The organism is Alicyclobacillus fructus, assembly GCF_017329605.1.
In the GTDB taxonomy this organism is placed as follows: Bacteria; Bacillota; Bacilli; order Alicyclobacillales; family Alicyclobacillaceae; genus Alicyclobacillus; species Alicyclobacillus fructus.
This window is the reverse complement of record NZ_JAFMTY010000018.1, coordinates 1-12,808: the sequence shown is the minus strand read 5'-3', so window position 1 is coordinate 12,808 and position 12,808 is coordinate 1. Positions and strand designations below refer to the sequence as shown.

At 61.3% G+C, this 12,808-nt stretch carries 9 protein-coding genes; 1 reads left to right on the top strand and 8 read right to left on the bottom strand.

Annotated elements, in window-relative coordinates; translation table 11 throughout:
* Positions 1-267 precede the first annotated feature (267 nt).
* The 7 genes from J3481_RS09935 to J3481_RS09905 form a co-directional block, all read right to left on the bottom strand.
* On the bottom strand, positions 268-1,758 hold the full coding sequence (locus J3481_RS09935) for an amino acid permease (protein ID WP_328702097.1): 1,491 nt from the start codon (positions 1,756-1,758) through the stop codon (positions 268-270).
* A gap of 135 nt (positions 1,759-1,893) precedes the next feature.
* Complete coding sequence (locus J3481_RS09930) at positions 1,894-2,355, bottom strand: putative iron-sulfur cluster-binding metallochaperone (protein WP_206831884.1); 462 nt, start codon at positions 2,353-2,355, stop codon at positions 1,894-1,896.
* Between the two features lie 12 nt (positions 2,356-2,367).
* Complete coding sequence (locus J3481_RS09925) at positions 2,368-3,825, bottom strand: hypothetical protein (RefSeq protein ID WP_206831883.1); 1,458 nt, start codon at positions 3,823-3,825, stop codon at positions 2,368-2,370.
* A 6-nt stretch (positions 3,826-3,831) separates the two neighbouring features.
* Positions 3,832-4,695: a hypothetical protein gene (locus J3481_RS09920; protein ID WP_206831882.1), complete on the bottom strand. Its 864-nt coding sequence runs from the start codon at positions 4,693-4,695 to the stop codon at positions 3,832-3,834.
* Positions 4,696-4,803: 108 nt separating this feature from the next.
* Entirely contained in the window at positions 4,804-6,582 is a 1,779-nt protein-coding gene (locus tag J3481_RS09915) for an ABC transporter ATP-binding protein (RefSeq protein WP_206831881.1), read from the bottom strand.
* The gene (locus J3481_RS09910) at positions 6,579-8,321 is read right to left on the bottom strand and encodes an ABC transporter ATP-binding protein (RefSeq protein WP_206831880.1); all 1,743 of its coding nucleotides are present in this window, start codon (positions 8,319-8,321) and stop codon (positions 6,579-6,581) included. The genes J3481_RS09915 and J3481_RS09910 overlap by 4 nt, the downstream gene beginning before the upstream one ends.
* A 137-nt stretch (positions 8,322-8,458) precedes the next feature.
* Positions 8,459-10,009, bottom strand: coding sequence for a Na+/H+ antiporter NhaC family protein (locus J3481_RS09905; protein ID WP_206831879.1), 1,551 nt, complete (start codon positions 10,007-10,009; stop codon positions 8,459-8,461).
* 77 nt (positions 10,010-10,086) lie between these two features.
* Here J3481_RS09905 and J3481_RS09900 point away from each other — a divergent pair, with 77 nt between their 5' ends.
* Complete coding sequence (locus J3481_RS09900) at positions 10,087-10,590, top strand: hypothetical protein (RefSeq protein ID WP_206831878.1); 504 nt, start codon at positions 10,087-10,089, stop codon at positions 10,588-10,590.
* 6 nt (positions 10,591-10,596) lie between these two features.
* On the opposite strand, the gene J3481_RS09895 is transcribed toward J3481_RS09900, so the two are convergent.
* On the bottom strand, positions 10,597-12,366 hold the full coding sequence (locus tag J3481_RS09895; protein WP_328702096.1) for a peptide ABC transporter substrate-binding protein: 1,770 nt from the start codon (positions 12,364-12,366) through the stop codon (positions 10,597-10,599).
* Between the last annotated feature and the right edge of the window lie 442 nt (positions 12,367-12,808).

Here is a 12,808-nt window from a genome sequence, read left to right as displayed (position 1 = left end):
GACACCGGCGCAATCCGTCCCTCGCCCAAGTTTAATTCAAGACAATTGGGTTAGACTGAGAACAGCAACACCTTCATCCTGGATTCTGTCATTCGAGGTGCGAAGAAGATGCTCACCAAAGTCGCGTTCATCCTTCTTTTCGGCGTCGGTATCATAGCTTTCAACCGGTACATGAAGAAGCAGACGGAGCGAATCGAAGAAAAAATTCAGTCAAACCGCGCCTAAAGAAAGGCGGCCGACGAGGGCCGCCTTTCTTGTGATCGCGACTCATTCTTCGAACTGAACCTCTTGCAGCGGAATGACCTTGGTCTTCTTCACCCATTTGTAACCAAGCCAAAGGACGACGAACAGTGGAATCCCGATATAAGTCGCCACGACGCCCATCCAGTCGATCTTGCCGCCCGTAAAGACGCTGGTGTCCTGCCCAATGATGACCACCGCGCACAGAACCGCGGCGAACAGCGGACCGAACGGATACCACTTCGCGCGGTACGCGAGATCGCTGAGCGAGCGCCCCTGCGCCAAATAGGCCTTGCGAAAGCGGTAGTGGCTCACGGCGATGCCGAACCAGGCGAGAAAGCCCGTCAGACTGGCCGCGTTGAGCATCCACGTGTAAATGGCGCCATTTCCTACGACGGAGGACAGGAAGGCCACGAAGCCAATCACCGTATTCACATAGAGGGCGTTCATCGGAACGCCGTGGCGGTTGACCTTGGCAAAGACCTTTGGGGCCTTCCCTTCGCACGCGAGGGCCCAAAGCATGCGACTCGACGCGTACAGAGAGGAGTTGCCTGCGGAAAGCACCGCGGTCAGAATGACTGCGTTCATCACGCCCGCCGCAAACGCGAAGCCCGCCCGGCGAAAGACGAGTGTGAACGGACTGATGGCGACGTTGTTCACGCTCGCGTTCAGCAGGTTCGGATCCGTGTACGGGATGAGCATGCCAATGACGAAGATGGCGAGCACGTAAAACAGCAGGATGCGCCAAAACACCGTTCGAATAGCGCGCGGCACGTTGCGCTCGGGGTGATCGCTCTCGCCCGCCGCGAGGCCCACGAGTTCCGTCCCCTGAAACGCGAAGCCCGCGACCATGACGGTGCTCAGGAAGCCAATCCATCCCCCGTGAAAAGGCGTGCCCCCCGTCATGAACACATGCCATCCGACAGGATGCCCGCCCAGAATCCCAAAGATCATGGCAAGGCCCACGAGAATGAACGCGATGATGGTAATGACCTTGATCCCGGCAAACCAGTATTCGCCTTCGCCATAGCCTTTCACGCTCACCACGTTCAGCAAAAATAGAAGGGCGAGAAACGCGGCGCTCCATACGATCGCAGGCACATGCGGAAACCAGTACCTCATCACCATGGCGCCCGCCGCGAGTTCGGCCGGCAGCGTCACGGTCCACGTGTACCAATAGTTCCATCCCAGCGCGAAGCCAAGGGCCGGATCGACGAAGCGCGTGGCATACTGCTCGAACGATCCGGCAATCGGCATGAAGGTCGCCATCTCGCCGAGACTGGTCATCACGAAGTACACCATGATGCCCACGATGATATAGGCGAGCAGCGCGCCGCCCGGCCCGGCCGTGGAGATGGACGATCCACTCGCGACAAACACGCCCGTGCCGATCGCGCCCCCGATGGCGATCATGGACAAATGGCGCGATCGCAGATCGCGGCGCAAGCCCACCTCCCGCGAAGACACGATGAAGGCGGGACGCGGTTTTTCTTCTCGCAATGCGCGATCAAGTCCCAAGACATTGACCCCTTTCTCACACTAGAACTTCACTGAGATAAAGCATCGCCATGTGAACATGCTATAGCGAATCTGCGCTCGACGCAACGAGAAATCGTTGCCTCCATTCGACAAATTCGCCGCCAACGCACCACATCATATTCGCCCGAATTCGCGTCGAGCCGGGCCGCGAGGATCTGAGGAGCCTTCACGAACCTGCGCGAGAACCGCCTTCACATTGCCGAGACAGCAGGCGCCTTGTGGATTGCGCAGATCGCAGGCACATCGTCCCTCGCGCACATGTCCCTCAATCTCCTCGTCGGGCCGGATTCCGCGGCCTGCGGCGGCGACGAGCGACGCCTGTGTCCAGTCGAAACAATAGCACACAGGGGCATCGCCCGAAGGATCCTTTTGAAACACGCGTTCCCTCACGTCGGTCACGCGAAACGTCTGCTCGGAGGAAAAGTAGACGACGTCGCATTCCGCGGACCCGCAAAAGCGAAAATCGTCGTGCGGGCGAAGGCGCCGAAGCGCCAGTCCGGTGAGCATCGCCTTCACGGTGCGAAGAGCGACTCGCCTTGCGGGCCGCCCGCATTCGGGACAAGCCGACGATGCCATTCGCATCCCTCCTCAGCCTGTCGTGGACGCGTTGCGTACGAAGATGTCCGCCACGTTGTCCGAATAGACGAGGGTCCAGTTCGAATTGTTCTCCAGATAGGTCGTCAGGCTATAGCCCGGCGGCAGGATCGCGGATTGAAAGTGATACTGCTGCAACAGTGCCGGCGCATCGGGCGCCAGATTTTGCAGATCCATATAATTGGCGAACACGCCGGATCGCAGATAGATGTCCGTGCGTCCATCCACGAACGTGGGAACACCGCGATAGATGAGGTAGCCGCCGAAGTCATACGCATTCAGGAGCGGCCCCGGGATGTGATGGGACTTCAGGTAGTCCACCGCCGCCACGGGGTACGCGTTGGGATTCATATGTGCCGAAACCGGTCCTTCAATGTTCGGCATCCGAAGCGCGAAGTCCGCGATTTCGCCGAGCATCGCCACCAGCCAGACCATGCGCAGCAGGCGCCTGGGGCGCAGCAGGACGCGGAGCCAGTCAAAGCTCAACAGCGCAATGAGCGGCGCGCCCGCGATGGCGAGATAGGGCATGAACCGCTGATAGACAAGCGTGAGCGCAAAGCAGGCAAAGAAGTACAGCACGTATTTCCAGGGCAAATTGCGGGTCCGCGCGATCGCGACGAGCACAATCAGGAAGAGGAACGGGATCACGCCGTACTTGTAATACTGGCTGTGAAAGTTCGGAGAATGCCACTCGTTGATGGAGTTCACCATGAGCGCGTTGTTCGAGAGCAGCGCGTAGGTGAACTCATGGATGCCATTGGGATTGAGGAGCCCTGTCCCCAGGCACAGAGCCGCGACGACCAGCAACAGGATTCGCGTTCGCATGGGCAGAGCTTGTCCTTGGAAGCGTCCGACCGTCGGTAGGAAGGACACGAACACTTCGAACAGGATCATCGCGATGCCGATGGACACGGAGGCGTGCGCGTTGGCCCAGATCCAAGTGAGCGGGATCAACAAAAAGGCGTACGCGACGCTTCCCCTCCGCACGCGCTCGAGCAAAAGCAAAAAGAGGGCAAACATGGTGTAGGAGACGAGCTGAGGGCGCACGACCCAAAAAGGCATGCCGGCGGCCACCGCGAGGGCCGCGCCGATGGCGGCAAACACCGCGTTTCCTCGGGACAACACAAGCCCCAGGCGATAGACAAACCAAACGGTCAACGTCTCGAGCCCCACCAGGATGGCGTACACACCTGGAAAGCCGAAGTGATGGGCGCACCACGCGAGTACGACTTCAAACAGCCACTCCTGGGTCACCCAGGGCTGGCCGCGCATGGACCACGAAAACGGATCGTGCGTCGGCACGTGATGATGCGCGAGAATCCAAGAGCCCGTGGCCAAGTGCCAAGGCGTGTCGGGATCGCTCAGAGGAGCCGAAGCCGAGTAGGCAAAGTAGAGCAGCCAGCCCAACAATAGGACCGCGTCGAGCCGAAACCAGGTTAGAACACGAGCCAAACGTCCTCACGCCTTCCGCATACGGAGATCGACATACATGACGGCGACCGCCACGAAGCCAAACGGCACCACGATGAGCGACGCAACCACGGCCACCACGATGCCGAGGCCGGGGATCCACGCAAACACGCTGCCCACAAGCAGCAGGAACCCGTCCGCCGCCGACAAAAGGAATGAAAGCACGAGAAAGAAGCCGATGAGCCTCCACACCTCGCCCTTGGTCAACTCAAACGAGCGGCGCAGGGCTGTCGCATAGCCGCGCTTCTCTTCCGCGATGACGTACGGCACAAACGCCGCCCTGACCCAGTACCACACGGAGCCCGCGAAGGCGGCCAACAGACCGACCACGGCGATGATCGCGGCCAACGCCTGCGAGGCACTCGCCGCAATACCGGCGCAAAGCCCGATCACCCACGAAGCCACAAGCGCGGCAATGAAGTAAAGCAAATCCACCATGAGCAGCGTGGCAAACGACATGGGCCACTTGCGAAAGGCGTCGTTGCCCGCCTCCTGAACCGGCACGTCAAACCCGTGCACGACCATGCCGACGGTGACACGGCTCGTCGCGACGGCCATGAGCGGCAAGACGACGAGCGAATACAACGTTAGCACAAACGGCATCCACGTGGTGTACGCCTGCGGGATGGCCGAGAGAGCTTCACTCAGGGAGTGCGCCTCCTGAACCTTCGTCATCCAGTTCGCGGGCAACCGCCCCGCATCGAGGAATCTCGACTGCACGTACGCGTTGATGATGTCGAACGGAAGCAGAAAGACGAGCGAGATTCCCATCAGCGATCGAAATCGCTGGCGATAGGCGGCCAACGAGATGCGAAAGATGTCTCCTAGCGTGAACTGCGATCTGGGCGTCACCGCGATTCCTCCCGCCGGAAGGTTGCACGCTCCTTGCCAAGAACGTCCTTACCATCATAGCACAGAGGTGGGCGTGCGTCTTTCGAAATGGCACCCCACACAGCTGCATCAGGACAACAGGCGCGATTCGACGCCGCTTTCCGCGTGCAGGCGCGCGTACAGCCCACCGAGTCGGACCAAATCCTCGTGGCGGCCTCGTTCGACGATCCGGCCGCGATCGAGCACGAGGATCTGATCCGCATGGCGAATGGTGGCGAGGCGATGCGCGATGACCAGCGTGGTCCTCCCCTCGCTCGCCGCCCGCAGCCCCTGCTGCACCCACTGCTCGGTCTGGCTGTCCAGGTTTGCCGTCGCCTCATCCAGGATGAGGACGCGCGGATCGAGCGCCACGATGCGGGCGAACGCAATCAGTTGCCGCTCCCCCATCGACAGATTGGCTCCGCGGCCGTAGATGAACGTCTCGTAGCCGTCCGGGAGCTTCGCAATCACGCGATCCGCCCCCACCGCACGCGCCGCCTCCTCCACGCGCTCGTCCGAGACGTCCGGTCGAAACAGTCGGATGTTGTCGCGAATGGTGCCGGTGAACAGATGCACATCCTGCTGCACAATGCCGACGAACCGGTGCAAGGCGTCCTGCGCGAGCGACCGCACGGGAATGCCGTCGAGCAACACGTCGCCTTCGTCGGGATCGTAAAAGCGAAGCAACAGGCTCATCAGCGAGCTCTTGCCCGCGCCGGTCGGCCCGACGATCCCGACGAACGACCCGGGCTCCGCGGTGAACGAGATGTCTCGCAGGACGGGGTGGCGCGCGTCGTATCCGAACGTGACGTGGCGGAACTCCACCCGGCCGCGCGCGGCGGAGGGCAGGGGCACGGGCCGCTCCGGATCGACCACCTCGGGTTCGACCTCCAGGATCTGGCCAATCCGCTCGGCCGCCACCATCGCGGACTGGAGCGTGTTCCACTGCTGCGTCATCGCGTTGATGGGCTGGAAGAACTGCTGGATGTAGCGGATGAACGCGTACAGCGTGCCGAACGGAATGGCGCCGCCAAGGACAGCGGTCCCGCCGAGATACACCACGGCCGCGACAGACAGATTGCCGAGCATCTCGAACGTCCGATTGAACCAGACGGACGTGAAGTACTCGCGGATGTTGGCGTCGCGGTGTTGTCCGGCGAGATCGCGAAACTTCCCTGCCTGCCGCGCCTCTTGGTGAAACAGTTGGGTGATCCGCATGCCGGCCAAATTTTCGGCGAGAAAGGCCACCATGCTGGCGAGCAGCGTCCGGGTTCGCTGGTAGCGGCGCCGAAGCGCCCCGCGGAAGGCGGCCGCCACCGCGAAAATGAGGGGCACGAGCACGAGCGAAAACAGACCCATGCGCACGTCGAGGCGAAACATCGCGATGAGGATCATGATGATGGACAGCCCGTCGCGAATCATGCTCAAGAAGAAATTGGTAAAGAACTGGCTGACCGTCTCAGTGTCGTTGGACACGTTCGCGACGAGCGCGCCGACGGCCCGACTGTCGAAGAACCGCATGGACTGGCGCTCGATGTGTTCAAACAGCCCGACCCGGATGCTGCGGATGACGCTCTGTCCGGCCTTCTGCAACAGCGTGATCTGCAGGTAGTTGGCCGCGACGCCCGCGATTACGACGCCGATGTAGAGCAAGGCGATGTCCCAAAGCCCTCTTGGGTCCGGATGGCGCGTCGCAAGGTCCTGATCGATGGCGATTTTCACGAGGTAAGGCTGCATCACGCTTGAGGCGTTGAACACGATGACGAGCGCGATCACGGCGGCAAACTGCCAGGCGTACGGCCTGGCGAAAGGCAGAAGCCGCGCGAGCGATTTGAGGCCGGGCGACGCAGTCCGATTCTCCTGCCTCACGAGACCTCCTCCTCTCTCGCCTGCAACCGGTACATCTCCGCATAGATGCCTCCTTTGCGGACCAGATCGTCGTGCGTCCCCTGCTCGGCGATCCGGCCTTCGTCCATGACGAGAATCCAGTCCGCGTCGCGCACCGCGGACAGCCTGTGCGCGATGACCAACACGGTTCGGCGCCGGCGCACCGCGCGAAAAGAGGCGAGAATTCGCTTTTCCGTCTCCATGTCGACCGCGGACAGGCAGTCGTCCAGAATGAGAATGGGCGCGTCCTTCAGCCACGCCCGGGCGATGGCCGTGCGTTGGCGCTGCCCGCCCGAGAGCGTCACGCCGCGCTCGCCGACAAGCGTGTCGTAGCCGTCCGGAAACCTCGCGACGTCGTCTTCAAGACACGCCGCACGGGCCGCTGCCACAATGTCCTCCTCGGTCGCGTCGGGCCGACCGAAGGCGATATTCTCCCGCAGGGTGGTGGAAAACAAAAACCCGTCCTGCGGCACAAACGCAATGGCCTTGCGCAGCTGCTCCAGCGACAGGTCGCGCACGTCGCAACCGTCGATCCGAATGGTCCCCGGCGGCGGATCGTAAATGCGGGGCAGCAGGCTGACGAGCGTCGTTTTTCCGGATCCTGTCCGGCCCACGATGCCGATGGTCTGGCCTGGGCGGACGCAGAGGTGAATGTCACGCAACACGGGACGCCTGCCGTCCGGGTACGTGAACGCATCGAGATGAATGTCGATGGCGCCCTCCATCCTGTCGAGGCGCACGGGATGCGGGGGATCCGCCACGGCCGGCTTCTCCTGAAGCAGCGCGTCCAGGCGCGCCATCGAGGCCGATGCGCGCTGATACGAGTTGATGACCTGGCCAATCTGTTGGAGCGGCACGACCAGCTGGCCGAGATACAGCGTGAATGCGACGAACGAGCCAATGGGAATGTCGTGCCGAATCGTGAGCCAGCCGCCGTAGAGCAGCGCGACCCCGAACGCGACCGAACTCGCGGTGGGAATGATGGATTGGAACGCCGCCTGCTTGCGGACGAGCGACATCTGTTCGGCCGCGATCCGCTCGACGCGATCGGCAAAGCGCGCGACCTCGATGCGCTCGTTGGCGGTCGCCTTCACGAGCCGGATGGCGGTGAAGCTCTCTTCCGCCAGTTCCGACATGGACGAGAGGGCCTCCTGGACCTGGCGCGAGGACGCGCGGACCTTGGGTCCTATCCACACCACGAAGAACGGGATCGACAAAAGCGGGATCAGGCTGAGAAGGGTGAGCTTCCAGCTCACGGTGGTGAACGTCATGACCAGCGTGGCGATGAGCAGGAACACGGCGTTGGTGAGGATGTTCAGCCCGCCGGACAGCGCCTCGCGGACCTGCTGAACGTCGTTCATGGCGTGGCTCAACAGGTCGCCGATGCTGCGCCGGCGAAAATAGTCAACATCCATTTTCTCCCAATGAGCGAACAGCTTCGTACGCAGCAAGTATTCGAACCCGCGCGCTGCGCGCCCGTTCTGCGACTGACCGATTCCATAGAAGAACACGTAGAGCGTTCCAACGGCCATGAGAAGGAGCGCATACGTGAAAATGCCTCGGCCGCTCAACCGATGCTGGCTCAAAGCGTCGGTAAAGCGGCCGAGCACATTGGGAAATTGGACAAAAATCCACTCGGAGATGAGAATGGAAAGCGTCGATCCGAGATACCCGAAGCGATGCTCCCAGATGTAGGACTTCAGCAGGGATTGCGGGCGCATAGGACATCACCTTCCTCCACTCCGGTCTCAAGCCCTATTACGATACCGCAGCCACCTGCCCCCAGCAAGAGGGATGGACGGCCGATTGCGTGCGCGAAAAAGACCATGGCGCTTCGCCATATCAGCGCTTCGCCATTTCAACGCGCGATCTCGCCTAAGAGGAAATAGCCCAGGGTACACGCCGCCACAGGAATGAGCGCGGTCTTCAGTTTGTAATTGGCGTACGCCATGACCGGCACCTTCATGACGGTCGCCATGGCGACGGTGTTATCGCTCAACGGGGAAACAAAGCCGCCGAACGTGCCGCTGGCAAACACGGCGCCCGCCGCGATCGCCAGGCCGCCTGAACCGCCTTGGGCCAGCGAAAAGGCGAGCGGCATGAGGATGGCCCACGTGCCGAACGAGCTGCCGAGCGCATAGGAGATCAGGCATCCGAACAGAAAGAGCGCCGGAATGATTAGGGATTTTGGCACGTACTGTACGATCTCGCGCTGGCAGAACTGGGCGAAGCCTAGGTCGGACGCCACCGCGGAGACAGCCCAGATGAGCACCAGGAGGACGATGACCGGCATCATCTCGTTTCCTCCCTGGAGAAAGCCCACCATGATCCGGTTGAGCGGCGTCCCTCGCACCGCATAGAGCACCGCCATCCCCACGATGGTGAGGACAAGCGACTCAAGCATGGCCTGCGCCTCGTTGGCCTGGACAAACGCTTGCGTGAGTGTGCGCCCCGGCGCGTAGCCGGAGATGACCGTGAAGGAGAGCGTGGTCCCCAACAGCAGACCGAGTGGCACCATGAGGTTCAAGGCATTGGGATGGGCCCGCTTCGCGAGCGCTTCGACGGGATCGGGCACATCCTCCTCGGCCCCTTCTTCCCGCCTGATGCCGCGCTGGACGGCCGCGTCCTGCGGAAAACTGACGGCGCCGGTCTCCACTGCGAACGCGCCGTGACGCTCATAGGCCAAGCGAGGCACCAGGTGCCGATGTCGTCGCTCCTCGGGGTGCGGGACGACATGGCCGGATGGGATTGCGGCGCGTGCGCGTCCGGAGAAGCGGAAGAACGTGAGGAACGCGCCCGTCAGAAGCATGGCCCAAGCAAAGAAATTGTATGGAAGTGTAGCCAGAAACAAGGCGTAGGGCGAGGCGGATCCCGCGTGGTGCGCCGCCGTGTGCATGAGGCCCACCATGTACGCGACAAACGCCGTACCGACGGGGACGATGGCGCAAAGCGGGGTCGCCGTCACATCGATGGTGAACGCGACTTGCTCCTTGCGGATATGAAAGCGATCGAACACCCGGCTCACGATTGGGGCCACGGTGAGAATGCGGAAGTCGGGCGCCATGAAGGTGAACAGGCTGGACAACCAGGTAAAGAGAAACGCACCGCGCGGCGAGCGAATGTGCCCCTCCATCCACCGGCTGAATCCCTTCACGCCGCCCGAGATGCGCAGCAGCCCGACGAACGAGCCGAACAGGTAGAGGAACAGCATGAGATTCACGTTGCCCGAGATCCCTGCCTCGCGCCCGATGTACGCGATGGCCGCCTCCAGCCCGGCCATGGGGCGAGGATGTTCAAGGTAACAGCCCACGAACAGCCCCAGCGCAAGTCCCACAATCACCTGTTTCGTCAGGAGCGCCACGGCAATGAGGACGATGAACGGCACGACAGATACGAACGATCCGTGCATGTTGGACCTCCTCCCTACATCTTTCCACAGTTTCTTCCAAAAAGAGCGGGACATACTCCAAGGGGGAGGCGAAGTGTGTGCGAGGCGTGATCGAACTCGACATCATGGAGGCGTGCAGCGTACTGTCTTCCTTGGGTACGCTCGCGATTGCCGTCACGTCCTGGTGCCAGATCCGGCGCGATGCGCGGGTCGGCTATGTGCCGGTGGTCGTGATCGATGACTTCGCGTGGTGCGACGGGGAACTGGTGGCGCGAGTCCGAAACTGCGGAACGGGGCCGGCGCTTGATGTGAAGATGTGGGGAATGTGGGGGCGAGATGCTGTGCCCATTGAGCCGATGGTCGATGGGCGGCGAATGACGGCACTCCACCTCGCGCCGAACGAAGCCAGGCGCGTTTGCGTTCTGGAGACGCCGCTGCAGAAGACAGAGAAGGCGGCTGACGTGATGCCCCAGGAAATCCGCATCCGGTACCACTCGGTTCGTGGCCGGACATTCGAGGGACGCGCCGAAATCCCTCGGGATCTGAGTCGAAACGACCCAGTCCATGCGAACGGGCAAGCCAGAAGCGGCTTGCCCGAATGAGAGCCGTCACTTGTTGGAGGACATCCAGATGTAGTTGAGGAGAGAATAGCCGGTCGTCGGGTTGAGGACCTGCGTGGTCGCGTTGTGCACGTTGGGCGCAATGACCGTGATACCGGCCGGGACGTTCTGCCACAGGACGGGCAACTGCTTCGCGATGTAATCCTCGTACGCGAAGAAATTCTTCATGTTCTCGGCCTGCGAGGAGACCGGCTCGGTGGTCTTCGCAATCAGCTTGTCGGCCGTCGGGTCGTTGTAACCGAAGTTATCGAGGCCGCCGGGCTCAAAGAGTAACTCACCAGACGGATAGGAGCCGCCGTACGTGATACCTGTGCCGGCTGCCGCCGCCCACTTGCCGGGATTCTTCGTGTCGCTCATGATGCCGATTTCCTGGTTAAACGGCATCTGCTGCAGCGTCACGTCCACGCCAATCTGCTTCCAGTCTTGCTGGACGAGCTCCGCCTCCTGCAGCGTGGACTCAGATCCGGAGTCGACGAGCATGGTGAACTGGAGCTTCTGGCCGTTCTTCGTCATGACGCCATTTTCCATTTTCCAGCCGTCCGACTCGAGCAGCTGCTTCGCCTTCGTCGGATTGTAGGCGAACAGGTTGTTAAGAGACGGATCGTAGAACACCGTCTTGGGCTGCGCAGGAATCGGCCCGTAGAGCGGCGGCGCAAAGCCGTGATAGATATCCTGGTCAATCTGGTTCTGGTTCATCGCGTACTCCAGCGCCTCGCGCACTTTCAAATCGTTGAAGGCGCTGTAAAGCGGCGAGCCCTTCTGCAGATTCAACTCGATAAAATCGTAGGCGAAGTTGTAAGCCGGGACGATTTTGTAGCCCATTTGCAGCAGGCTGCTCCTGGCGTTCCACTGCGACGGGTCGAGATAGCCCAGATTGACCGAGCCACTCCGGAGTGCGGCGAATTCTGAGTCGGCCGAGCCCTCGTATTGGAAGATGAGCTTATCCAGCGTGCTCTTGTGACCCGCAAAGGTCGGATTCGGCACCAGAACCCATGCCTGACCTTGCTTAGCGCTCACGAGCTTGAAGGGGCCATCCACCACGGTGAAGAAGCTCGCGTTGGTGGCTTCCTTGCCAAGGTACGCGATCTCCTGCGCCATATTGTTGGGATACTTGTTCCATGCGTGCTCGGGCAAAGCCGTGAGCTGACCGATGCCATTATAGATGAACCACTGCTGGTTCACGGGCTTCTTGAGCGTGATCTGCACCGTGTACTTGTCGAGCGCGACCACGCTCTTGACGTTGTTGGGTACGCCGCCCGAACCCTTGTTGTAGTTCGGCCAAGGCGGCACATTGGACTCGTCGGTTGCCTTGATGAGGTTGTAGTCCCACACCACATCCTGGGCGGTTACAGGTTTGCCATCGGACCACACCCAGTTCTTCTTCAGGTGAATGGTGTAGACCGTCCCCGAAGCGTTGTAGTCAATACTGCTCGCGAAGCTATCATTCCAATCAATCGCGTAGTCGCTGCCAATATAGATGACGCCCGGATAGAGTAGAATTTGAAGTCCCGCGTTGTAAATGCTTGCGTTGGACGAGTTCGTAAGAGGCAGGTACCAGTTGATGTTCGTCGAGGGCGCCAAAGCGACAACCAAGGTACCGCCCTTCTGCACCGACTGAACGGATGCCTTAGACGGTGTCGAGGTGGGTGCGGGTTGGGATGACTGAACCGTATTCGTCCCACATCCTGCAATGAGCCCAGCCGACAGGACCACCGATGCGGCCGTCACGCCTCCTACTTGCCTGACTCGTTTTTTCACGTCATGTGAACCCCCTTCTGTTTCGTCCGCCGCGAGGAAACCACTCCGAATTCCCCGCGCGAACCCTTTGAATTCGCAGATTTCTTTTATGAGTCTCAGCATACGAGCCGACAGCTTGTCTGTAAAGTTTGTCGAAAACGACGATTTCGCTTCGCAAATAAGCCCGTTTGCCCGTCAAATCAAGGTGTCACAGCTGTTTTGTTTCGGTCAAGGACATGTACTTAAAAAAATTCTTAAGTGAGGGAACCTCGTAGAACGTCCATCTACAGACACGTCTTCACGCCGCTCGCAGAGCAGGGCATGGATTCATCCCGCCAAATACGGCAGTGGGGGGGGGGGGGGGGGGGGGGGGGGGGGGGGGGGGGGGGGGGGGGGGGGGGGGGGGGGGGGGGGGGGGGGGGGGGGGGGGGGGGGGGGGGGGGGGGGGGGGGGGGGGGGGGCG

What these genes read in the sequence shown, in the direction of transcription:
- J3481_RS09910 (WP_206831880.1), bottom strand. Translation starts at nt 8,321, where the DNA reads ATGCGCCCGCAATCCCTGCTGAAGTCCTACATCTGGGAGCATCGCTTC.
- J3481_RS09905 (WP_206831879.1), bottom strand. Translation starts at nt 10,009, where the DNA reads ATGCACGGATCGTTCGTATCTGTCGTGCCGTTCATCGTCCTCATTGCC.
- J3481_RS09930 (WP_206831884.1), bottom strand. Translation starts at nt 2,355, where the DNA reads ATGGCATCGTCGGCTTGTCCCGAATGCGGGCGGCCCGCAAGGCGAGTC.